Origin of the sequence: Rothia sp. HMSC078H08 (assembly GCF_001808955.1) — a bacterium.
Classification (GTDB): domain Bacteria; phylum Actinomycetota; class Actinomycetes; order Actinomycetales; family Micrococcaceae; genus Rothia.
Map to the genome: position 1 here is coordinate 22,086 of NZ_KV795254.1, position 23,308 is coordinate 45,393.

19 protein-coding genes, 1 tRNA gene and 1 riboswitch are annotated in these 23,308 nt (G+C 59.7%); of the genes, 6 read left to right on the top strand and 14 right to left on the bottom strand.

The features are described 5' to 3' along the window. Positions 1 to 203: 203 nt before the first annotated feature. The 6 genes from HMPREF2528_RS03725 to HMPREF2528_RS03750 all read right to left on the bottom strand — a co-directional run bounded on the left by HMPREF2528_RS03725 (position 204) and on the right by HMPREF2528_RS03750 (position 4,850). Positions 204 to 1,259, bottom strand: a complete 1,056-nt coding sequence (locus tag HMPREF2528_RS03725) for a ThiF family adenylyltransferase (protein WP_070542506.1) — start codon at positions 1,257 to 1,259, stop codon at positions 204 to 206. Next, positions 1,250 to 2,020: a thiazole synthase gene (locus HMPREF2528_RS03730; protein ID WP_012904136.1), complete on the bottom strand. Its 771-nt coding sequence runs from the start codon at positions 2,018 to 2,020 to the stop codon at positions 1,250 to 1,252. Before HMPREF2528_RS03730 ends, HMPREF2528_RS03725 begins: the two co-directional genes overlap by 10 nt. Before the next feature lie 140 nt (positions 2,021 to 2,160). Further along, positions 2,161 to 2,358, bottom strand: a complete 198-nt coding sequence (gene thiS, locus HMPREF2528_RS03735; RefSeq protein WP_049338535.1) for a sulfur carrier protein ThiS — start codon at positions 2,356 to 2,358, stop codon at positions 2,161 to 2,163. Between the two features lie 48 nt (positions 2,359 to 2,406). Further along, positions 2,407 to 3,489 (bottom strand): glycine oxidase ThiO, encoded by a 1,083-nt coding sequence (gene thiO, locus HMPREF2528_RS03740; protein WP_070542509.1) that lies wholly within the window; start codon positions 3,487 to 3,489, stop codon positions 2,407 to 2,409. Between the two features lie 2 nt (positions 3,490 to 3,491). Beyond that, complete coding sequence (locus HMPREF2528_RS03745) at positions 3,492 to 4,112, bottom strand: thiamine phosphate synthase (RefSeq protein WP_070507964.1); 621 nt, start codon at positions 4,110 to 4,112, stop codon at positions 3,492 to 3,494. 664 nt (positions 4,113 to 4,776) lie between these two features. Then, positions 4,777 to 4,850: transfer RNA gene (locus HMPREF2528_RS03750), tRNA-Gly, on the bottom strand. Between the two features lie 153 nt (positions 4,851 to 5,003). Here HMPREF2528_RS03750 and dcd point away from each other — a divergent pair. Both dcd and HMPREF2528_RS03760 read left to right on the top strand, forming a co-directional pair. Next, entirely contained in the window at positions 5,004 to 5,603 is a 600-nt protein-coding gene (gene dcd / locus HMPREF2528_RS03755) for a dCTP deaminase (protein ID WP_005509013.1), read from the top strand. Positions 5,604 to 5,735: 132 nt separating this feature from the next. After that, a complete protein-coding gene (locus HMPREF2528_RS03760) occupies positions 5,736 to 7,067 on the top strand; it encodes a septin family protein (protein ID WP_049352194.1) in 1,332 nt (443 codons plus the stop codon). Between the two features lie 195 nt (positions 7,068 to 7,262). Here the strand turns inward: HMPREF2528_RS03760 and HMPREF2528_RS03765 are convergent, their stop codons facing one another. Both HMPREF2528_RS03765 and HMPREF2528_RS03770 read right to left on the bottom strand, forming a co-directional pair. Beyond that, positions 7,263 to 8,687, bottom strand: coding sequence for an MFS transporter (locus HMPREF2528_RS03765; protein ID WP_049338539.1), 1,425 nt, complete (start codon positions 8,685 to 8,687; stop codon positions 7,263 to 7,265). Between the two features lie 160 nt (positions 8,688 to 8,847). Then, entirely contained in the window at positions 8,848 to 9,081 is a 234-nt protein-coding gene (locus tag HMPREF2528_RS03770) for a DUF4235 domain-containing protein (RefSeq protein ID WP_005506756.1), read from the bottom strand. A gap of 266 nt (positions 9,082 to 9,347) precedes the next feature. Then, positions 9,348 to 9,448: riboswitch (TPP riboswitch) on the top strand. A 58-nt stretch (positions 9,449 to 9,506) separates the two neighbouring features. Here HMPREF2528_RS03770 and HMPREF2528_RS03775 point away from each other — a divergent pair. From HMPREF2528_RS03775 to HMPREF2528_RS03790, 4 genes are all read left to right on the top strand, one after another. After that, entirely contained in the window at positions 9,507 to 10,151 is a 645-nt protein-coding gene (locus tag HMPREF2528_RS03775) for an ECF transporter S component (protein ID WP_049352191.1), read from the top strand. A gap of 102 nt (positions 10,152 to 10,253) precedes the next feature. Beyond that, positions 10,254 to 11,906, top strand: coding sequence for an ABC transporter ATP-binding protein (locus tag HMPREF2528_RS03780; protein ID WP_070542514.1), 1,653 nt, complete (start codon positions 10,254 to 10,256; stop codon positions 11,904 to 11,906). Then, the gene (locus HMPREF2528_RS03785; RefSeq protein WP_070542518.1) at positions 11,903 to 12,700 is read left to right on the top strand and encodes an energy-coupling factor transporter transmembrane component T family protein; all 798 of its coding nucleotides are present in this window, start codon (positions 11,903 to 11,905) and stop codon (positions 12,698 to 12,700) included. The genes HMPREF2528_RS03780 and HMPREF2528_RS03785 overlap by 4 nt, the downstream gene beginning before the upstream one ends. 364 nt (positions 12,701 to 13,064) lie before the next feature. Then, entirely contained in the window at positions 13,065 to 13,967 is a 903-nt protein-coding gene (locus HMPREF2528_RS03790) for an aminotransferase class IV (protein ID WP_005509006.1), read from the top strand. 239 nt (positions 13,968 to 14,206) lie between these two features. Here HMPREF2528_RS03790 and HMPREF2528_RS03795 read toward each other — a convergent pair whose 3' ends face one another. From HMPREF2528_RS03795 to HMPREF2528_RS03820, 6 genes are all read right to left on the bottom strand, one after another. After that, positions 14,207 to 15,457: a multidrug effflux MFS transporter gene (locus HMPREF2528_RS03795; RefSeq protein WP_070542522.1), complete on the bottom strand. Its 1,251-nt coding sequence runs from the start codon at positions 15,455 to 15,457 to the stop codon at positions 14,207 to 14,209. Between the two features lie 924 nt (positions 15,458 to 16,381). Then, positions 16,382 to 17,050 (bottom strand): nucleoside/nucleotide kinase family protein, encoded by a 669-nt coding sequence (locus HMPREF2528_RS03800; protein WP_070542525.1) that lies wholly within the window; start codon positions 17,048 to 17,050, stop codon positions 16,382 to 16,384. After that, positions 17,047 to 17,526, bottom strand: a complete 480-nt coding sequence (locus tag HMPREF2528_RS03805; protein ID WP_245534294.1) for a low molecular weight protein-tyrosine-phosphatase — start codon at positions 17,524 to 17,526, stop codon at positions 17,047 to 17,049. Before HMPREF2528_RS03805 ends, HMPREF2528_RS03800 begins: the two co-directional genes overlap by 4 nt. Positions 17,527 to 17,711: 185 nt before the next feature. Further along, positions 17,712 to 19,094 carry a pentapeptide repeat-containing protein gene (locus HMPREF2528_RS03810; RefSeq protein WP_070542529.1) on the bottom strand — a complete coding sequence of 461 codons (1,383 nt, stop codon included), beginning with the start codon at positions 19,092 to 19,094 and terminating at the stop codon, positions 17,712 to 17,714. 128 nt (positions 19,095 to 19,222) lie between these two features. Continuing rightward, positions 19,223 to 20,842: a pentapeptide repeat-containing protein gene (locus HMPREF2528_RS03815; protein ID WP_246823872.1), complete on the bottom strand. Its 1,620-nt coding sequence runs from the start codon at positions 20,840 to 20,842 to the stop codon at positions 19,223 to 19,225. A gap of 791 nt (positions 20,843 to 21,633) precedes the next feature. Next, positions 21,634 to 23,289 (bottom strand): pentapeptide repeat-containing protein, encoded by a 1,656-nt coding sequence (locus HMPREF2528_RS03820; protein WP_070542536.1) that lies wholly within the window; start codon positions 23,287 to 23,289, stop codon positions 21,634 to 21,636. Positions 23,290 to 23,308: the final 19 nt, after the last annotated feature.

A 23,308-nucleotide genomic window follows, 5' to 3' on the forward strand; every position in this document is an offset into this window, starting at 1 on the left:
ACGGGTTAAGCTCTACGAGTTAAGCGGAAAGCGGTATGCGCCCTCGTTCCTGCAGGGAACCCGCCCTCGCTTCGCTTCGGGCACCCTGATGTCACTACGGACGATACCGCTTTCCTTACGATTAGGCGCGCTATGCCCTTCCTCCGCGCCTACAGGGGACCCTGATGTCGCCTCCGGAAGGGATAGCTACGCCTTGTATGCGTTTAGATAGCCGTGAGGCTCACACCGTACTCGCCCGCCAGCTCCGCGTACGCCTGCACAAAGCGCTGCGCTCGCGCACCCGAGGCGCAGAAAACGCCCACGCGCTGATCACGCACCGACTCAAACAGACTCAGCAGCTCCGCGGGCACGTCGGTTGCCGGCAACAACGACCCCTCAGCGTCACTCAGCTGCGATAGCGGCACATGCAACGAGCCCTCATGCTTCACCGACTCCTCACGCTCAGGCGCCTCACGCACATCCAACAGCACCTGCGGAACCTCATGCGCCGACAAATCCACCGGCACCACACGCGCCGGATCCGGCACCGCCCCAAACGACGTACACGTACCCGATAGGGCATCATAGGTCAGCAGAGTGCCCGCCGCCGTCGGCAAGCCGCTCACATACTTGAGCACCTCCGTCGCCATCAGCGAACCAACCACCGCCGTCGTCGCACCCAACACCCCGGCAAGCGCACACGACTCCACCGTCTGCGGAATCGTCGGAAAAATATCACGCAAATGCGCGCCATCCGGCTCAAAAAGACTCACCGACCCGCCAAAACGCAACACCGTGCCCCACACCAGCGGCAAACCCGCAACCTGCGCAGCATCCGCAATCAGATACTTCGACGCAAACGTATCTGTACAATCCACCACACAATCCGGTGCCGACGCGGCGAAAAGATCCAAAATCCAGGACGCATCCACATGCCGAACCGACGTTTCAACCGTCAACGACGGGCACAGCTCCAGAGCACGGCGCGCCGCAACCTCCGCCTTCGGCTCACCCACATCAGACACCCCAAAAAGCGGCTGACGCTGAATATTCGACAGCTCCACCGAATCAGAATCCACAATATGCAGATACCCCACGCCAGCCGCCGCCAACGCCTGCACCACCGGACAACCCAAACCACCAGCACCAATCACGAGCACACGCGCCGCCGCGACCGCGTCCTGATCAAAGCCGGGGAGGCGACGTTGACGGTCCGTGCGCTCGCGATCCAGACGCGCATGCTTCGGATTCACCGGGGTAGGGGAAAGGTTTACATCCACGAGACAAAACCCTCCGACGGCGACGACGCCTTCGCGTGCTCACGCACCGGAATACGGCCAGCCTCACGCGCCAACGCGCCCGCCTGCACCGCAAACTTCATCGCCTGAGCCATCGCCACCGGATCCTCAGCACGATTCACCGCCGACGCCAACAACACCGCGTCGCAACCCAGCTCCATCGCCAGCGCCGCGTCGGAGGCGGTACCCACGCCGGCATCCAGAACCACCGGAACCTGCGCGCGAGAAGTAATCAGCTCAATATTGTGCGGGTTCAAAATGCCCAAGCCGGTACCAATCGGCGCACCCAACGGCATGACCGCGGCAACGCCCGCATCCTCCAGACGGGCGGCAGCCACCGGATCGTCAGAGGTGTACGCGAGCACCGTGAAATCCTCAGCGACCAGCTGCTCGCAAGCGTTCAACAGCTCCACGGTGTCCGGCAGCAGGGTGTCTTCGTCATGGATGATCTCGACCTTCACCCAGGAAGTGCCCAGCGCCTCGCGGGCGAGCATCGCGGTCATCACCGCATCAGCTGCGGTGCGGCACCCTGCGGTATTGGGCAGCGGCGCAATATTGAGCTTCTGCAGAAGCGGAAAAATGGGGGTGCCTGCGGCGTGACGGCGCATGGCAACCGTCGTCATTTCGGTACCGGATGCGATGAGCGCCTGTTCGAGCAGGTCCATGCTGGTTGCGCCTCCGGAGCCCATGATGAGGCGGGAGGTGAAGGTGCGGTCGCCGATGGTGAGCGGTGTGAGGCTCATGGTGTTCTCCTCTGTGGGAACGTCTAAATAACGGGGTCTGCTGGTTGGTGCGGGGCGCTACGGTGCGCCCGGTTTAGAAAGAAAACCGAGAATGGCTGTTCTTTTTGCCGGTGGGTATCTCTCCGGTACAGGCTGAAAGATTAGCCGCCCTGAACGGCGGTGAGGGCATCCACCCTATCGCCCTCGTTCAGCGGGACATCCAGCCACGTGGAACGCGGCACAATACTGCGGTTAAGGGCTACTGCCACGCCCGCCTCGGTACCAAACTGGTCCATGACAAGGTCAAATACGGTGGGGGCGTTGGTGGTTAGCGGCTCGCCGTTGTAGGTGATGATCATGCGAAATCCTTTCGTGAAGGTGCCGGGTGCATCCGGCGGGGACTGTGTTTAGTGGGTGAATCGTGCCGGGTCGCATGCCTGCATGATGGGCGGAATCTCAGCCCCGCAGGCGACCTCTGCACCAACCTTGCCGGCGAGTGCGGCAAGCAGAATACCGTGGCGGAAATAGCCCGTGGACACGAGCTGGCGGGTGCCGTCGGCACGAGTGCGGTACCCGAAGATGGGCAGGTCGTCCGGGGTGCCGGGGCGCGCGCCGACGTTCGCCTCCAGAAGCTCGCACTCTTCAACCGCGGGCACGAGGCGGATCGCGTCACGTAGCAGCTGGTGCACGCCGTCAATGGCGGGTAGTGTGCGGTGGTCTTCGCGGCTGGTCGCGCCAATGCACAGCTCCCCGTCAGGGCGGGGGATGAGGTAGACGGGGCGGGAGTTCACGTAGCCGCGCACCACATGCTTGAGGATGGGCCGCGGGGCGCGCAGACGCAGAATGTCCCCGTAGACGGGGCGTAGCGGGTAGTCCCCATGCAGTGTTGCCCCTAGTCCAGTGCAGATAATGTCGCCCGCATCCGGGGCGGTGACCCGTTCGGTGCCGAAGGTGACGCCGCGGCGGGTGAGGGCGTCTTTGAGGGCGCGCCTCATGAGCCGCGGGTGCAGCTGATGGTCACTGGGGATGCTCACAGCGCCGGCGATACGCGGTGCCAGGAGCGGTTCGAGGGCGCGCGCCTGCGTCGGGGTGACGGGGTCCGCGGGGCGGTTCATATCCCGGTAGTAGGCGCGGGTGCGTTGCAGGTGCTCGGCGTCGGCACGGTCGGCAGCGACGATGAGCGTGCCGGTGGTGTCGTAGCCGGTGGGCAGGTCGGTGGCGCGGCTGAGCCTCTCCATGAGGGAGGGGTAGGCGTCGGCGCTGGCGGTCATGAGCGGGAAGAGCGCGTCCTGCTGGAATTGCACTTCTGCGATGGGCGCGAGCATACCGCCGGCGTAGTGGCTGGCGGCGGGGTAGAGCGCCGTGCCGTCGTCGGCGGTGCCGTAGTCGCTGGTTTCGGCGTCGATGAGGTGCACGCTTTCGCCGCGTTCGGTGAGCTCAAACGCGGTGGTGAGGCCAATGATTCCGCCACCAATGATGGTGATGGTCATGGCTATGCCTGCAGCGCGGGGTTGTCGACGAAGGCGCGGACCATGGCGATTCCGGCAACTCCGGTGGTGCGGATGGCGGGGCAGTCTTCGGGGGTGATGTCGCCGATAGCTACGGTGGGCACGGCGGACAGTTCGGCAAGTTCGCGGAGCCCATCAATGCCGAGGGGCGGGCGGTTGGACTGCTTGGTGGGGCTGGGACGGAACGGCCCGGTGCCAATGTAGTCGATTAGGTGCGCGATCTTGTTGGACTCTTCAACGAGCTGCCGGGTGCCGGTGGTCAGACCGATGATCGCGTCGGCGCCGAGGAGGGCGCGGGCGTCGGCTACGGGCAGGTCGTCTTGACCGATGTGCACGCCGTCAACGCGCACGCCGCGGGCACGCAGCGCGAGGGCGACGTCTACACGGTCGTCGACGAGGAGGGTCTGGTGCGGCTGGATGATGCCGGCGATAGCTTCGGTGAGCTGGTAGAGCTCGCGCGCGCTGATGGGTTTGGACCTGACTTGGATGCAGGTGGCGTGTTTGGCTGCCCGGACGGTTTCGAGGGGGTTGTCGCCTGTGACGAGGTAGAGGTTCAGGTCGAGGGGGCGTGCTGGGGTGGTGTAGGGGTGCGTTTCGCGGGTCATGCGGGTCTACGATTCCTCGTCGAGTAGCTGTTTGTGAGAAAATCTCTCATTGAATTTCTGTGGTTAGGTTAGCACAGCTGTGGGGTGAGTTGAACATTCTTCAAGTGTTTTGGGGTGGCTTGCGGGGTGTGTTCCTCGCTTGTGTAGGGGATAGGCTGGCGCGCTATACACTTCCTTCGCTCCTGCAGGGGACCCGCCCTCGCAGAGCTCGGGCACCCTGATGTCGCTGCAGGAAGGTATAGCGGCACCGCGCTCGCGCAGTTGCGGCAAGCCCTTTCGCGCTGAGCCCGCTGGTAGGCACCCTGACCTCCTAAGCTGAGCCACCACCTCACCCAAATACCTATCCCGTTTCCCGGTGAGCTGTCTGCGGTACCTCACCCGAGTATTCCCCACCCCGCCTCCGCGCACACTCTTCCCAAACCGAGCGCCCGCGGTTCGTTCCCAGCCGCGCAGCCGCACCCACTACTCCACCTGCCCGGAGAAGGGGAGAGAGTTAGTAGGGGAGAGGCCGGTATGTTCCGTCGCGACATCAGGGTGTCCGAAGCGAAGCGAGGACGGGTTCCCTGCAGGAGCAAGGAACATACCGCCTCGACCCGTCCAACCGAGCCCAACCACCGCATCCAACCTAAAAAATAAAGCCCCAAACCATAAGGTCCGGGGCTTGTGGAGCGGCTGACGGGAATCGAACCCGCGTATCAGGCTTGGGAAGCGTGCGCTCTACCATTGAGCTACAGCCGCATCCTTTTCAGTGTATCGCGCCTGCTTGTCGAGGGCGAAATGTGTTGCGGCTGTTTGTGTGCCGGGCGCAGGGGTTGAAATGTGATGTAGGCCTGTGTGCTGGGGCTGGTGGATGCCTGCACGTGGGTGGTGTTTGCCAGGTATCCTTTAAACGTGCTTATTTCAGATCGCGATATTCGTCAAGAGATTGCTGATGGGCGCATCGTTCTTGATCCGTTCGATGAGTCGATGATTCAGCCTGCAAGTGTGGACGTGAGGATTGATCGTTTCTTCCGTCTGTTCGATAACCATAAGTACCCGCATATTGATCCTGCTCAGCCGCAGGAGGATTTGACGCGCCTGGTGGAGGTGGCTCCTGATGAGCCGTTTATTCTGCATCCGGGTGAGTTTGTGTTGGGCTCTACGTATGAGAAGGTGACTCTGCCTGATGATGTGGCTGCCCGCCTGGAGGGTAAGTCGTCGCTGGGTCGTTTGGGTCTTCTGACTCACTCTACGGCTGGTTTTATTGACCCTGGTTTTTCTGGTCATGTGACGCTTGAGTTGTCGAATATGGCGACTTTGCCGATTATGTTGTGGCCGGGCTCGAAGGTGGGCCAGTTGTGCTTCTTCCGTTTGAGTAGCCCGACTGAGCATCCGTATGGTTCTGGTGCGTATGGTAACCGTTACCAGGGTCAGCGTGGCCCGACTGCTTCGCGTAGTTATTTGAATTTTCATCAGACGATGATTCCTGCGGACGGTTCTGTGGAGTCTTAGTCTTTCCCGCTTTGGGGTGCGGGCGTGCAGGCTGTGTGTTTGTGCGCCCGCGTTGGGCGGTTTTTTCGCCTGTTGTGCTCGTGCGTTCACTCGCGTGCGGGTTTTTATCTCTCACTCTCTAAGGATTTTTTGATGAATCTGAAGCCTGTTGTTCTGCGTGTTGCTGGCGCGGAAGTTTCTTTGTATCTGATTGATATGTCGGACTCTTTTGTGGAGCGTTTTAAGAAGGCGTGGGAGCCTCTTGCTCCGGAGTTTTTTGATACTCCTGATGAGGCGTATGCTTCGTTGTCTCGTTTTGATCAGGTGATGTTGGTTCATGCGCCGACTGATGAGTCGGTGATGGATTTGGCGAATCCGTTGATGGGTTCGTTTGATAAGGTTTCGACGCTGCGTGTGGCTGATGATGATTCGGGTATGCAGGATCTGACGAGCCGTATTACGTTGGCGATGATTGAGCAGCTGGTTGGTCGCGGTGTGATGCTGCATGCGGCTGTTATTGGTGACCCTGAGTCGAAGCGCGCTGTGGCGCTGGTGGGTGTTTCTGGTAGCGGTAAGACGACTGCGTCGCGTTTCTTGGGTTCGAAGTTTGCGTACCTGACTGATGAGACTGCGATTATTTCGGATGAGGGTGTTGTGTCGCCGTATCCGAAGCCGCTGTCTGTGATTGTTGACCCGAATGCGCCGAAGGATCAGCAGAACCCGGTGGACCTGTGCCTGAACGTGGTTGATCGTGATGACCTCAGCTATGAGCTGTCGCGTATTGTGTTCATTTCTCGTGATGAGTCGGCTTCTGAGCCGTATTTTGAGCGTGTTCCGCTGCATGAGGCTCTGGTGTTCTTGAGTGAGCAGAGTTCGGGTCTGGCGCGTCACCCTGAGGGTGTTGTGTCGCTGGCTAAGCTGGTGGAGCGTTGCGGTGGCGTGTGGCGCCTGGTGTACTCGGAGGTTGAGGATACTTTGCCGCTGGTTCAGGATCTGCTGAATGGTGGTGAGCTGCCGAATGCTGATGAGGTTGAGAAGCTGGAGAAGTACACGGTTGAGGATCACCTGCCGGGTGTGTTCTTGAACGGTACGATTGCGGTGTCTCGTATGCCGGGTACTTCGGGTGTGCGTGTGGGTGAGGACGGCCCGTTCTTGCTGCTGTGCGACACTGAGCTGAATGAGCTGTCTGATTTTGCGGCGGAGTGCTGGCTGCAGGCTGAGGGCGACATTTCGTACGATGACCTGTTTGCGCGTCTGGCTGAGATCTTTGAGGGTCTGCCTGCGGAGGCGTATGACGAGAATTTGAGTGCTCTGGCGGCTGGTTCGATGCTGTGGGTTCGTGTGATTGATGATCCGCTGATTGATGACGCAACCTGGGCTCAGATGACCAGTGATGAGGTTCTGGATGAGGAAGAGCAGCAGATTGCGCTGGATTCCTCTGAGGACGCTGTCTCTGATGATGAGGATGACGTGGTGGAGGACTAGCCACTGCGGTTCTCTGGTATAGCTCTCTGGCGCGGCTTACTGAGCTCCGCTTGATAAGCACTGCTTAAGCACAAAGGAGGGGCGGGTAGAAGATCATTCTTCTACCCGCCCCTCCCTTTGCGTTTACGGGTTTGCGCGGGGGTTCGCAAGGGCGGTTTGCAGGACGCTTAGCCCCGCATGCTTTACTGGGTTGCCTTACTGGGCAGCCTTGTCGCGGCGCTTCTGCTCGCGGCGAGCCGCACGCATACGCAACGGACCGGGCGCCTTCACCGGCAGCAACAGGAGCAGACCCGCCACCACAACGATCAGAATACCGAGCACACCCCAAATCTGGGCGCCCATGATGCTCACGCACAGACCGAACAGCATCGGCGCCAGGAAGCTGGTGGCACGGCCGGTGGTCGAGTACAGACCGAACAGCTCACCCTCAGTACCGGGATCCGCCAGGCGAGCCAGGAAGGTGCGGGACGCCGACTGCGCCGGACCCACGAACAGGCACAGCAGCAGGGCGCATACCCAGAACACGCCAGGCTGAGGGAAGAACAGCAGCGGGGTAGCCGCCAAAATAATGCCGACCAGCGAGATAACAATAATCGCCTTCGGGCCCAGGTAATCATCCAGGTAGCCACCCAGGATCGCGCCAACCGCCGCGACAGCGCTACCGGCAATACCGAACAGGATCACCTCGGAAGTGCTGAAACCGAACGTGCCCGCCGCAAGAATACCGCCGAACGTAAAAATACCGGACAGACCATCACGGAACACCGCCGAAGCAATCAGGAACCACAGCGTCTGCGGGGACGTCATCTTCAGCCGCTTAATGGTGCGCCACAGCGCCTTGTAGGAGGCGAGCAGACCGCCCTGACGAGCCGGGGAGAGACGCTCCATACCGAGCTCCAGGAAACGCAGCTCGCGGGTGGGCAGCACCTCCGGCAGGAAGCGCTCGCGGGTGCGCATACGCACCAGCAGCGGCACACAGAAGATGAGGCACCAGGCGGCGGCGAACAGTGCGACCGCACGGATATTCAGGGCGTTATCGGTGGTCAGGCCGAGCACTTCGGGGGTAAGCACAAAACCCCACAGCACCACAGCCAGCGCCAGGATGCCGCCAATGTAGCCGGCAGCCCATCCGGCGCCCGAAATCTTACCGATATTCTCCGGGTGGGAGATGCGCGGTAGCACGGCGTTATAGTTCACGTACGCGAACTCGCTGAACACGCTCGCCGCAGAAATCAGGGCGACACCCAGCCACAGGTACTGCGGGGTGGGGCCCACGAAGAAGCACGCCGCCATCGAGCCGACTAGCAGCATGGTGTTCACGCCGAGCCAGAAGATGCCCTTGCCGGACTTGTCGTTACGCTGGCCGGTGACCGGCGCCAGAATCGCAATGAGGAAACCGGCGATGGTCAGGCCCAGTGATAGCGCCGAAGAGGTCTCTTCGGGCGTACCGAAGTAGCTGCTGGTCAGGTACACGGTGAAGATGAAGGTCGTCATAATCGAGTCGAAGCTCGAGGAACCAACATCCCACATGACCCAGGACGCGACCGAACGGCGGCTGTTCGCGTGGTCAACGACCCTACGCTGAGCCTTCGTCTTACGGCGGGGAGAAGAAATAGTCATAGTTGTGCTTTCGGATGCCGAGGTGGCGCTTCAGCGTAGCGGCGGCATGAAACCGGCTGAAGTAGGGCGGGCGTGCTGAAGATGGAACACCAGGCGGTACGTACCGAGCAAAGATACGTACCGCCTAGTTCATGAACTTTCGCGCGGAAAGCGCAAAGTCTTAGTTGAAGAAACGACGCTGCAGGCGAGCAATACCGAAGCTCACCACAGCACCCACGACGGAGGTCAGAACGGTCCAGAGGATGACCTGACGCAGGGTGTCTTCAGACTCGTGGGAAATGGCGGGAGGCTGGTTACCGGTAGCCTTGGTCCAGGCTGCGCCCAGGCCCTTACCAACCAGGGCAGCAGCGCCCATGTTGATACCCGCAATAGCAAGCTTAGCGACGGGGTTCATATGTATCTCCTTAGCTGTATACGATGCGGCGTCCTGCCCGTGAACCCCTTCGGGGTTGGGTGAGAAAAGAGCGCCACTCCCTAGCGTATAGGGTTTAAGGCGTTCGTGCCGCCTTGGAGCCTCTCCGTCCCAAAATTGTACACCGTGCAATTCTGTAATGTGGGCAGAAGAACGAAACAAAAAGCGGCAAATTGGCACGAACAGCCAGACAAGCCTACAATCGAACCTGGGTTCCCACCCGCACCACAACGGTACGGACAAGGAACCCCACACGACAGGGGAGCGCCACCGAGGCGCTGAGAGTGCTAAGCAGACCCTCGAACCTGATCCGGTTAGTACCGGCGTAGGGAGTCGAATTTCTTCTCAATGCCCTCGTCCACACAGAGGGCGAGGACATTCCCCTTCCAACGACGGAAGGACCACCAATGTCGCAGAACGTAAACCCCGCCTCCCAGGCATCTACTCAGGCACCCGCACAGGCAGAAGCGAAGAAGCCGAACCTGCGCTGGCGAGTCAACGAAATCGTCATCGCCGCAGTTATCGCAGTAGCCTGCGCCGTCATCTTCTGGATCTGGGACATCGCAGTTAGCCCCGCCACCAAAACCGCACTCGTAGCAGCACCCGAATTCCGCCCCATCATCGGCGGCGCGTGGCTGCTCGGCGGCACCCTCGGCGGCCTGCTCATCCGCAAGCCCGGTGCAGCACTCTTCTGCGAAATCGTCGCAGCATTCATCTCCGTACTCTTCACCGGCGGCGCGTGGAGCGGCGAAATCCTGATCGCAGGCTTCTTCCAGGGCGTCGGCGCTGAAATCGCCTTCGCAATCTTCCGCTACCGTCGCTGGGACGCATTCGTAGCGGTCTTCGCCGGCGCACTCTGCGGTCTGTTCATGGGCGGTAACGAAATCTTCATCTACTACCCCGACATGGAACCGGTCAAGGCAATCATCTACGTAGCATGCTCCGTCATCTCCGGCGCAGTGATCGCAGGCTTCCTCGCATGGATTCTCGTGCAGAACCTCGCCAAGACCGGTGTGCTCTCCTCGCTGGCATCCGGCAAGACCCGCCGCTAACCACCAGCAACTATCCACCGGCTAGTCACTCACCACGAGTCACTCACCACGAGTCATCACTCGGCACACTACAGCAGCCACACAAAAGGCTAAGGAACCATCATGGAAGCAACACCGCGCGGGGCGCGCATCGAGCTCAACAACTTCAGCTGGCACCACCCCGGACGCCCAGAACCCGTCATCAGCGGACTCAACCTCACCATCAACCCCGGTGAAAAAGTCCTGCTACTGGGCACCTCCGGCGCCGGCAAATCGACGCTCCTGCACGCCATCGCCGGTGTGCTCCACGATGACGACGGCGAATCCGCCGGCGGCACCATCACCATCAACGGGCAAGCCCCCGCCGAAGCGCGCGGCACCGCAGGCATGATGCAGCAGGACCCCGAATCCTCCATCGTCATGGCAACCGTCGGCAACGACGTAGCCTTCGGCCCCGAAAACCTGCGCGTACCCCGCGAAGAAATCTGGGTCCGCGTCACCGAAGCCCTCACCGCAGTAGGGCTCAACCATCTGCCCCTCGACCACCCCAGCAGCGCACTGTCCGGCGGTCAGAAGCAGCGCCTCGGCCTGGCGGGCATCCTCTCGATGCACCCCGGCGCCATGATTCTCGACGAACCCACCGCCAACCTCGACCCCTCCGGCGTGCAGGAAGTACGCGACAGCATCCTCACCGCTACGGAGGCGACCGGTGCAACCCTGCTCGTCGTAGAACACCGCGTGAGCATCTGGGCACCGCACATGGACCGCATTATCGTGCTCGGCGAAGGCGGCACCATCACCCACGACGGCGCACCCGACACCGTACTCACCGAAGCCCGCCAAGAACTCATCGACGCAGGCGTGTGGGTACCCAACTACGTGCCGCGTGCACCGCAGAACGCTATCGGCGAGACGGCGGGCGGCGATACTGCAACCGGCGAGGCGCTACTTCGCGCCGAAAACCTCAGCATCACCCGCGCACAACCCACCCCCAAACAACGACGCGCCCGCCGCCGCACCATCAAACGCCTCGGCGACACCCCCGCACCCGCACCCATCGACCTGCCCGTACTGCGCGGCGGCATCAACCTCACCCTGCGCGCCGGCGAACACCTCAGCGTGCTCGGCCCCAACGGCGCCGGCAAATCAACCCTCGCGCTCACCCTCGCAGGGCTACTCACCGCCCCCGACGGCACCCTCGCCGCCACCGACACGCTCCGTAATTACGACGGTAACCACGGCGGCAACCACGGCGGCGAGCGCGCCCACTGGGACGTACCCACCTGGACCCCCGCCCAAATGCTCAGCCGCATCGGCTACGTCTTCCAAGAACCCGAATACCAATTCATCCGCGGAACCGTACGCGAAGAACTCGAACTCGGCCCCCGCCGACTCGCCGCACTCACCCGCAACCCCCTCAACGAAGACGACCTCACCGCCCGCACCAACGAACTCGCAACCCGCCTACGCCTCACCCACCTACTCGACGCCAACCCCTTCACCCTCTCCGGCGGCGAAAAACGCAGGCTCTCCGTCGCCTCCGCACTCGCCACCGCACCGAGAATACTCATTCTCGATGAGCCCACCTTCGGGCAGGATGCCCGCACCTGGGCAGAACTCGTCGACCTCATCCGCGAACTCCTTGCCGACGGGACCGCCGTCATCTCCATCACCCACGACGAAGACTACACCGCGGCGCTCGTCGGCAAATCCATCACCCTCGAAGCGCTCGAAGCCTCCGAACCCCAGACAACCAACGGAAAGGAGAACGCATGAACACCGACTTCTTCGGCACCATCGACCGAACCAGCTACTTCAGCAACCTCAACGCCGGCGTCAAGCTCATCGTCTCCTTCGCCCTCATCATCGCCGCGCTCATCGTGCGCGACCCGCTGACCTCCGGAATCCTCTTCGCCCTCGAACTGCTCGGGTTCATCCTCGTCGGGTTCCGGCCCGTCAACGTCCTCGCCCGATTCTGGCCCATCCTCATCGCCGTAATCACCACCGGCTGGTCCGTCGCCATGCTCAGCGCCAAAACCGGCGACGTGATCCTCAACCTCGGCTTCAACACCATCACCACCGGCTCCGCAGCCGTCGGCGCAGCCATGATGATCCGTTCCCTCGCCATGGTCCTGCCCACCCTCGCGTTCGTGCTCACCACCGATCCGACCGACCTCGGCGACTCCCTCGCGCAGACCTTCAAACTGCCGGCACGATTCGTGCTCGCCACCATCGCCGCGCTGCGCCTGGTCGGCATCCTCTTCGCCGAGTGGAACGCCCTCGGCCAGGCACGACGCGCCCGCGGACTCGGCGCAGGCCAATCCCTCATTGGACGAGCCCAAACCTTCGGCGGGCAAAGCTTCGCCCTACTCGTGCAGGCCATCCGCCGCGGCTCTCGCCTCGCCATCACCATGGAGGCGCGCGGCTTCGGCGCAGGCGAACGTACCTGGGCTCGTGTGCCGTCCTATTCGCGCCGTGACGTGCACGTGAGTATTGCCGCCGCCGTCATCATTGCGGTTGCTTACGGTGCATCTATTGCGGCGGGTACGATTCAGTTCCTCTGGGGCTAGACCGTTCCGCTTCTGGTTCCGCTTTCGTGGCTCCGCTGGGGAGGCGGTATTCGCCCTCGTTCCTACAGGGAACCCGCCCTCGCTTCGCTTCGGGCACCCTGATGTCACTACGGGCGATACCGTCCTCCCGCGCTGGGATACGTAGGTGCTCGCACTCTTCCATCGCTCCTACAGGGAGGCGGGGTGCCGCATATTTCCTCCGCGCCTAGCCCCCCACTTGGGACATGAGTAGGGAGGCGCCCGCACTCTTCCTTCGCTCCTACAGGGGCACCCGCCCTCGCTTCGCTTCGGGCACCCTGATGTCGCTTCAGGAAGGTACAGACACCTCCTGCCTACAGTTCGGCTGCGAACGTACAATAAAACTATGTCTAGTACCGTAATTCTTCTGAACGAACAGAACCCGCAGGGCATCTTCGTTGACCCGTCCGTGCCCCTCATCAGCGTTGATGATCAGGGCTTCACCCGCGGCGACGGCGTCTTCGAGACCATGCTGTCCGTCAACCGCCGCGTGCGTAAGCTCGGCATGCACCTGTCCCGCCTCGAGTCGTCGGCGCGCATGTTGGATCTGCCCGACCCGGAACCCGAGATTCTGCGTTCGGCGGTGGAGCGCCTCATGCGTGAGGCGACCGCCGGTGCCGAGACTGCGCTGGGCGAAGAGCACATCGTGAAGATCATTATTTCGCGCGGCCCCACCCAGGCGGTGACCTCCATGCAGCCTGGCCCGTACACGCTGATTATGGCGTCGCCGGTGCCCGCCTCCATCGTGAAGCGCCGCACCGAGGGTGTGAAGGCGATGCTGCTGCCGCGCGGCCACGAGCCGATGGACAACAGCGCCTACCCGTGGCTGCTGGCGGGTGCGAAGACCCTCTCCTACGCGGTGAACATGGCGGTTCTGCGATACGTGCAGGAGCGCGGCGCAGATGACGCTATCTTCATCACCGATGAGCGTCGCGTGCTGGAGGGCGCCACCTCCTCGGTGCTGGTCGCCAAGATTGAGGACGGCAAGAAGGTGCTGTACACGCCCGAGCCGAGCCACGGCATCCTGCCCGGCACCACGCAGGGCGCGGTGTTCGAGGCGGCACGCCAGGCCGGTTGGGAGCTGGGCTTCGGCCCGCTCTACCCGCAGGATTTGTTCGAGTCGGACGGCGTGTGGTTGGCGTCGTCGGTGCGTCTGATTGCGCCGGTGACTCACCTGAACGGCACGGCGCTGGCGCATGACCCGGAGCTGACTGCGACGCTGCTGAACTACCTGGCGCAGCAGAGCTAAACGCATCAGAAAAGGGACTGCCGCATGTTTCCTCCGCGCCTACGCAGGGGCACCCGTCACCCGGACGCTCCGCGCCTCCTCGCTCCGCTGCGGAGAGCGTCCGGGCTGACACCCTGAGGGCGCATCCGGAAAACGCGGCAGCCCCTACGCTTCATGTACGGGCACAGCAAAGCCCCGGACGCGCAACCCTTAGCGGGTCGCCCATCCGGGGCTTTAGCTACACAAAAATCAACAACAGGCTAGTGGCCCGCCGCCGGAGCCTCATGGCTCTTGCCGTCAGCCGAGTAATCCGAATCCTTACGCGGCGTAGTCCACAGCACCAGCGCCGTCAGGACCGCGAAACCCAGAATGGAGAAGCCCATCGGCAGGTACTCATGCTCACCGGCAATCGACACCAGCGGTGCAGCCAACGCACCCAGCATCGCCTGAACCGTACCCATCACCGCCGACGCACTACCCGCCATGTGGCGCGCCTCGTTCAACGCCAACGCCGAAGCATTACCAAAAATCAGGCCGCACGAGCTGGTCAGCAGGAACAGCAGAACCAGCGTCGGCACCAGCGAAATACCGACAAGGAAGCTAACCAACAGCAGCGAAGACACCACCAGCAGGCTCACCACGCCAACATTCACAATGCGGCGCTGCGCCACACGACCCACCAGCTTCGTTGCAATCGCACTGAACAGCACAATACCAATCGAGTTCACACCGAACACAATCGTGAACTGGGTTTCGGACAGGCCCAGAATCTTCTGTAGCACAAACGTCGAACCAGAAATGTACGAGAACAGCGCACCAAACGCGAAGCACATGGTCAGCATGAAACCCATGTAGCGGCGCACCTTAAACACCTGCGGCAGCTCCGAGTACACGCTCAGGGCGGTGCCCTGGTAGCGCTCCTCCACGGGCAGAGTCTCCTTCACCACGAAGACCACGCCAAGCATCATGATCGCGGTGACCACGCCGAGCACGTGGAAAATATCGCGCCAGTTACCCCACGACAGCACCCAACCACCAAACAGCGGCGCGAGCACCGGCGCGAAGCCGTTAATCATCATCATGATGCCCATGAGCTTAGCGGTCGCCAGGCCTTCAGTCGTATCAGTCACGATGGAACGCGCCAGCACCGCACCGATCGAACCGGTGAAGCCCATCATGAAACGCGCAAAAATCAGCAGCTCAATATTCGGCGAGAAACCACACGCCACCGTCGCAATGAAGCAGACCACCACACCGAACAGCAGCGGCTTGCGGCGGCCCGTCTTATCAGAGAGGGGACCCACGACCAGCTGGCCGAGCGCCATACCCACCATGAACGCACTCAACGTCAGGGATGCGTTCGTGCTGGTGGTGTTCAGGTCCTCCGCGACTGCAGGAAGCGCCGCCAGGTACATGTCCGTAGCAAGCGGCGCAATCGCGGTCAGCAGCGCCAGAACTACGATAAAAAGGGGCGATAGCCCGAATGAGGTCTTAGTCGACTTCGAAGACATATGTCTTAGTTTTTTCTTTCTGTGTGATGCGCGTGCAACGGCGCCTGCGGCTCTACAAGACGTGGATGCGGCGGTGCCGGATCCGGGGATGAGCTTGCGCAGGCTGGAAGCACAACTTGTTCACCCTAGCAGAATCAGGCGCGGCTTCGTAAGTTAAACGTTTGATATTTTTTGAGCCGGGAGGGGCACTCCGTTTGGTTGGTTTGGAAGGTGGCGCTTGCCTTCATTTCTACAGGGATAGACAGGGGAGGGCACGCCACATATTTCCTCCGCGCCTACGCAGGGGCACCCGTCGCACAGACGCTCCGCCCCTCCTCGCTTCGCTGCGGAGAGCGTCTGTGCGACACCCTGAGGGCGCTTCCGGAAAACGTGGCTGCGCCCTACGCATACTGGAGCAAAAGGACGGTGTTATCCACGCTCCTACAGGGGCACCCGTCCTCGCTTCGCTTCGGACACCCTGATGTCGCTTACGGATAACACCGCCCCTTGAGCGGCTTGGCTTAGCCTGCCGCTCAGCCCCCGGTGCTGAAGAAATATTTGAGAAATATTCTTGAGAAGCATTGCTCGGGGCGACCGCATAACTTACGTTGGTCATACCACGCGATACGACCGGAGGGAGCACCTCAGATGCGCAACCACTATTACAAATATTTGCTATGCATCCTGCTACTCATAGCTTGCGTTTTGCTCGTAATCTTTGCTGTGCTTTCTAGCAACAACCCGGGTAACGAAAAAGACGGCACTGCCTCCACGCACGCGCCGAGCAATACCTCAACCTACTGGGATAAAGACCGCATGGAATCCGCTAGCCCGGCTCCCATGCCCGAGTAAAACAGCGCCTGAATAAAACTGCCTCTAAATAGCGTAGGGCCCAATGCTTCCAGATACACAAAGCATTGGGCCCTACTGTATTGTAGGCGGCTGCTACTGCGCCGCGCTGTCGTAGATGAAGTCCACGGTCGCGTAGTCCTCCGGGATTTCGGCGAGCAGCGCCTCCTCCTGCGCCGCCCAGCGCTCCCAGTGCGGGCGGAACGTGTCACCGTCACGAGCCATAGCGCGTTCGTGGCGCACCTCGTCCGGGGCGGTGGCGAGAATACGCACCTCGCAGGCGCCAGCAATCGCGCCGACACCCTCACAGATAATGACCTGCGTAGCCGCCGGGTCGACGGTGCGCACCTCACCGGGGGCGCCCGCCTCCCAATCCCACGGGGTGTAGGTCCCGGCAATACCTTCGGTCAGCTGCACGGATAGTGCGTCCCACGCCTCCACGCCGTCGAAGAGGCCGTCCCAGCCGGGGTAGAAGTCGTCCAGGTGCAGCACGTGGACGCTGTGTCCGGCGGCGGTGAGCTCCTGCTCAAGCTGCGTGGCGAGGCTGGTTTTGCCGGTGCCGCTACGGCCGTCAATGCCGATGATCAGCGGGATCTGCGCGAAGTCGGCGAGGAACTGCGCACGGAATTCGGTGAATTCGGCGGTGTCCATGTCGAAATCGTTGCCGATGCCGTGCTCCAGGCGCAGCATGTCTTTGCAGAGTTCCAGGATTTCGGTGGTGCCGGTGACGTGGCGGTTCTGGTTCAGGGGAATACGCTGACTCACTGCGCGTCGCCTTCCTGCTTGAGATGGTTGATGAGGCCGCGTGCGGCGGCGTCAATGAGGCCGGTGGTGTACACGAAGTCGCGTTCGCTACCGTACCAGGGGTCGTAGATGCCGAGCTGGTCCAGGTGGGTGGTGGTGACCTTCGGGTCGAAGCTGCGCATCATGCGGATCTTGGCTTTGTCCTCGTCGTTGCGGGCGAGGGCTTTGAGCCGCAGGTAGTGGGGTGCGTCCATGGCGAGGATGAGGTCGTTGCGGTCGAAGTCCTCGACGGTGAAGACGCTGGCGCGGTGCGCGGACGGGTCGATACCGCGGGTGGTGAGCTGCGCGGCGGCGCGCGGGTCGATGCGGTTGCCTTCTTCTTCGTTGCTGATGCCGCTGGAGGTGACGGTGACGGGCACGCCGGCTTCTTGGGCGTGCTGGCGGATGAGGTATTCGCCGACGGGGGAGCGGCAGATGTTGCCGGTGCAGACAGTCATGATTCGGTACATGGTTCTAGTGTATCGGTGGGGTCGTGGAAGGTTGGGCGCGGTGGGTGATTGCGGCGGTTCTTTGGGCGGCACGGTGATGGGCGGAGGCGCTCGCTGAGGCGTACTCGCGGAGGCGCAAGGGCACGCGAAGGCCCCGCCGATGAGGGGCCGGCGGGGCCTTTTAGAGATGAGCCTTATCCAGCGGGCTTTTCTTCTTTGCTGTCATTAGATTTATCTAACGGCTTTGCTGACCCACTGACACGAGTATATTTCTTATTTTCTTCATCCCAGGAATCTGGATCGAAGAGACGAGCCCCTACTGGAAGATCTTTGGTAATTACCTCATTATTAGGCAGGATAAGATCTGCAGATCCATATTTTACGCCAGGCTTATCTTTTCTCTGTATGAAATTCCAGATATGTTCGCAATTATACGGAAAATAAGAATCTGAAAAGTCTGTATCGTAGGGTATTTTTGATAGTTGAAATATTGCGGATCCTGTTGACTGTAAGCCGTTGAAATTGGCACTTGTTTCAAAGTTTGTATACGAAAAATCTACCCCTTCCTTAAAATATGCATTTTTGAATGTAATGCCATCTTTAAAATATCCTCCAGCAAAAGATGCTCTGCGAAGGAACTGTGACGATTCAAAGCTGGTATCTCCAATGAATATTGTAAATGAAAAATCTGCCTCCGAGAAAGATAAGTTTCTAAGTGGATAAAAAATAACTGATCGCGAAAAATTGTATGAAAAATTATTCCAATGTTTTTGGTTGTTTTTGTTGAGAATCTCATCATCTATTCTTGAGCTTATCTCTTTAAAAATTGATATTCTAGTGTCTTGTTCATCTATAAGTCTTGCTTGGTCCCCTCTATAATCACCTTCGTAATTTTCTGGGGGCATTTCGTAATTGATTCCGTCGTAGGCCATAATATTTCCGTCGATAGCAAGAGAGAAAGGTGAACGGATATAAGAGCAGAGGCTATTGACAATAGCCTGGCCTTCCTTCTGCTGTTTTTCTGGGGTGAGAGTTTCATCAGCAATCCACTCATCGACCAAGCCCACAAGGGTATAGACGCCACCTAGACGGACGGCTGCTTTTTCATTAGCTAGCTGTTCTACAGCCGTGGTGTAGCGGCTGTGGCGTTCAGCGTGTACCTGGCGGGTATGGTCACGTTCACTCTTGATGGCATCTTGTTCACGTTTTGCAGCCTCGTTCTTTGCATCCTGTTCATTCTTTTGAATATCAGCCTCGACCTTGCGACGGTCGACCTGGTTCTTCCAACTGGTCTGCAAAAGAGTCAAGATGGCGATGATGCCGCCAGTTATGTAGAGAATGTGTAGACGAAGATCCGCAATTGCTTTGCTTTCAGGGTACTTATTGTCAGCGTCGCTAGCCGGGATAAGCAGACTTAAGAAACCCAGAACGGGGCCCACGACAGGAATGTTGGATAAAGACTTCCATAGAGGAACTGTAAGTGCCAGGAAGCCTCCAAGGCACCCGAGGAAGATGAGTATCAGGGAGAAATGACGAATATAAGGTGGCTCTTCTAGCGGGGTCTCATTGTTTGCCAAGACAATCTCCTGTCTTCATTGAGAGGAACGGTCACCTTTCAGCATAGTGCATAAGCTACCTGACTGGGGCCTCTAGCGGTCATAAACAGAGACCCCACCACACATTCAACGTGGCGGGCCTCTGGATATTACTGCGCGGGCTCACTGAGTCGGGTGTAGTCCCGTTTCTCTTTGTCCCAGGAATCCGGGTCGAAGAGTACGGCTCCGTGAGGGAGAATGAACGTTCTGTTAAGAAGCTTCGCCTCGCCGCAGCTGAAACCGTGCGGGCTTTCTGAGTGTGCCTCGAACAGGTATTCCTGCGGATTCACCTGTGCAGAGAACCTGGCAGAGTTGGAAGCATCAGCAAATATGGGTGCACACTTTTCGAAATATGCCTCCTCGAAGCTTGTTTTGCCGCTGAACTTCGCGCCCCGGAAGTATGCGTCTTCGGTGAACTCCGCGCTGCTGAAGTATGCGTTTTCGGTGAACGTTGCGTTTCCGAAGCCTGCGGCTCTGGCGAATTTTGCGCCATCGAAGTCTGCGGTCCCGGCGAACTCTGCTTCGCCAAAGTACGCGGCTCCGGCGAATTTTGCGCCATCGAAGTCTGCGTCCCCAGCGAACATCGCATTCTCGAAGTTTGCATTTCCGGTGAACTTTGCGTTGTTGAAGTCTGCGGCTTCGTCGAACTCCGCGTGGCCTCCGGCGAACTCCGCGTAGTCAAAGTACGCGAGTCCAGTGAACTCCGCACCACCGAAGTCTGCGGCTCCGGCGAACTTCGCATCCCGGAAGTCGGCGGCTCCGGCGAACTTTGCACCACCGAAGTCTGCTTCACCGTAGAATCGGGCGGATACAAAATTGCCTTGTTCAATGGTGAGGTTGTTCAAGGGGTAGAAAATTGGTGCCCGGCTAAAGTCGAACCCAAAGGTGCTCCATGTGCCGGGGGTAACGGTTACCTTCTTGTTCTTACCCATGCTGACTTTGCTGCTACGTTTGCTCATTTCCTCGAAAATGGCGCGGCGTACGTCCTGTTCTTCATGAAATGCTGCTTGAAGTGCCGCGATGTTATCGGGTTCCTGATATTCCGCAGAGTCCTCAAAACGCTTGCGTAGAGTATCGAGCTTTGAGGATTCATCTGGAAGAAGAGTGTCAGGCTTTTTTGATTCGAGCTCTTTTAATTCCTGGCGGGCTTCGTATTCGTCAATTTTCTCCGCAAGAGGGAAGGGAGAACGGCTGTAGGAGCAGAGGTTATTGATAATAACCTGCCCTTCTTTTTGTTGTTCTTCTGGGTCGAGGGTTTCATCAGCAAGCCACTCATCGACCAAACCCACGAGGGTATAGATGCCGCCCAGACGGACGGCCGCTTTCTCGTCGGCTAGCTGTTCTACAGCCTTGGTGTAACGACTACGGCGCTCCGCATGAACCTGGCGGATATGGTCGCGCTCGTTCTTCTCCGCGTCCTGCTCATTCTTCTTGATGTCGGCATCAATTTTGAAGCGGTCACCCTGGTTCTTCCAGTTCGTCTGCAGAAGAGTCAGAACTGCAATAATACCGCCAGTGACGTACAGAAGATGCAGGCGCAACTGATCTGAACTGCCGGAGCTCATACCGCAGTGCAACCACAGCATCCAAGGCAGAAGAATCGCAACCGCGCCGCCACCCAGACCAAAGCTAATGAGGAGCTTAGTAAAGTGTTGGATATACCAAGGCTTCTCCTGCGCTTTTGGGATTACCGGGTTTTCCGGAGCGGATGATGCGTTATCGCGGGGCACTAGGTTCTCCTGTCCTCTCTGATAGGAACGTTCACCTTCCAGCATAGGGTAAACCTGCTTGCCGTGAGTCGCGCCCGGTCATCAACGGGGGGGGGGCTTCGTCTGCGTGAGATGCACAGGCGGTGCTTCCGTTATCTGCGGCAGACGAGGTGAGTATGGAAATCCTCAAAATAGGCGATATTGTTCCCTGCAGTGGATACAATAGGTGCGTAATTAGTGTTGTCGTGTTGTTATGTCTTAAGAATTACGCTACATTATTAGGTATACGGTCGCGTGTGTAGGGCTTGTCCTTATATACAATGACCATAAAATAAAAGTGGAGCTACCAGCGATGGGGGAACATCGCCAGTAGCCCCACGAAAGAATGGTCTAGAAGAGACACGAAGACACAAAATCGAGCATCTCTACGAGACCGACGAACAAGGTAGCCAGATAGCTACCACGTTCCACAATCAGCCAAAAATTCTTGGCCATATGATTCACCTCCTCTCTATTTGAATGGAGATTTGGTGACAACGCGGAATTGCGTTGTCACTGCTGATTTTAGCAGATGACAAACATTCCGCGGATTTTTGCTACCCAATTTATGTTTTATTTATCTCCGGCATGGTGTAACACCACTGGAAAGCGATAAACGAATCCGGGTAGATAAGATTCGAAAAACCCCGCTAGAGCCTACAGGCTTAGCGGGGTTTTTCGTGCCGTTTTTATTTTGTGCCCAGCTGCTCGGCGGCGGCCACCAGACGCGCAAAAGCCCCACCACACATTCAATGTGGCGGGGCCTCGGGATATTACTGTGCGGGCTCACTAACGCGGGTGTACTCCTGCTTCTCTTCGTCCCAGGAATCCGGGTCGTACAGTACCGCACCGACAGGGAGAACGAACGTTCTATTAAGAAGCTGCGCCTCGCCACAGCTGAAACCGTGCGGGCTCTCCGGGCGCACCTCGAACAGGTAATCCTGCGGATTCGCCTGCGCCGAGAACCGGGCACTCTTCTGTTGACCCTCCGAGTCCCAAAAAGACGGCTCAGCGTACGCGAATCTAGTCTGCCTAAAATCAGCCTTCTGACTGAACTTCGCATCCGCAAAGTAGGCTCCCGCAAAGTAGGCTCCCGCAAAGTTCGCCCCGTTAAAGCTCACCGCCCCCGCGAACGTCGCCCTACCGAAGCCGACAAATGCCGTGAACGTCGCCTCACTAAAGTCGGCGCCCTGCGCGAATGCCGCGTTAGCGAAGTTCGCGTACTGCGGGAAGTCCATGTCATAGCTCGTCCTTATAACCGCAAAAAAACTCGACCGGCTGAACATGGCGTCGCCGTCGAACCGCGCCCCACTAAAATCCGCGTACTGCGTGAAGGTCGCCCCGCTAAAGTCCGCCGCGCCCGCAAAGCGTACGTTGCAGAATATTGCGGTCTGCTTGGTGGCTATACCGGCAAAGCGCGCGGCCCCGCCGAACAGCGACTTGGAGAACACCGCCGGGCGGTTGAAGACCGACGCGGCGAAGTGCGCCTCATCGTGGAACGTGGAGGCGGCGAATATTGCCTCTCCGCCGAAGGTGACCGCCGCGAAGCTGGCTATGCCTGCGGTGTTCAAGCGTGAGAAGTCGGCGTCGGCCTCGAAGGAAGCTACCCCGAAGTCGGCCGCAGCTGAAAAGACCACGTCTGAGAAGTCCGCCTCGCCGGTGAAGGTTACGGTTGCGAAGCTTGCCGCGTCCGCAAAACGTGCCTCGCCGAATTCTGCCGCGCCTGCGAAGTGTGCGGCGCTGAAACCCACCCAGTCGTTGAAGTTCGCGCCATGGAAGGATGCGTCGGCCGTGAACTGCGCCGCCGAGAAGCTGGTGTCACCGTGGAAGGTTGCGCCGAAGAAATCCGCCGGACCGTAGAAGGTTGCGGAGGCGAAGTCGGCGTTCTGAAAGTGCAGCTGCCGTAGCGGGTAGAAGATGGGTGCACCGCCAAAGTCGAAGCGCAGGTCAGCCCACATTGGTGATGACGGCGACACCGTGTGCTGGCTTTCCTCATTGCCTTCTTTGTTGCTCTCGGCGGCGGCGAGGCGGCGGCTGAACTCCATGAAGACGGTGCGGCGCACTAGCTGCTCTTCGCGTAGTGCCTCCTGATCGCGCGTAAAGTTGCCTTCGTACCATTCGGGGGCTTCGTCTGATTCTAGAACCTGCCGCTTTTGCGCGAGGGGGTAGGGGGTGCGGATGCACTCGGTCAGCGCGTCGATGATGGTCTGGGCTTCTTCGCGGCGCCCCTGCTCGGGGAGGGATGCGTCGGTGAGCCATTCGTCTGCCAGGTTTGCGAGTGTGTATGCCCCGCCGAGGCGTACGGCGGGCTGCCCGTCGAGGAATTGTTCGAGGGCGTGCGTGTAGCGCTCACGCCGCTCAGCCTGCTGGTTGCGTGCCGGGGTGTTTTTGCGTTGCCGCAGCGCAGTTAAGAGTTTGTTGAGGTTCATGGCGGTGTGCCCTTCCTGC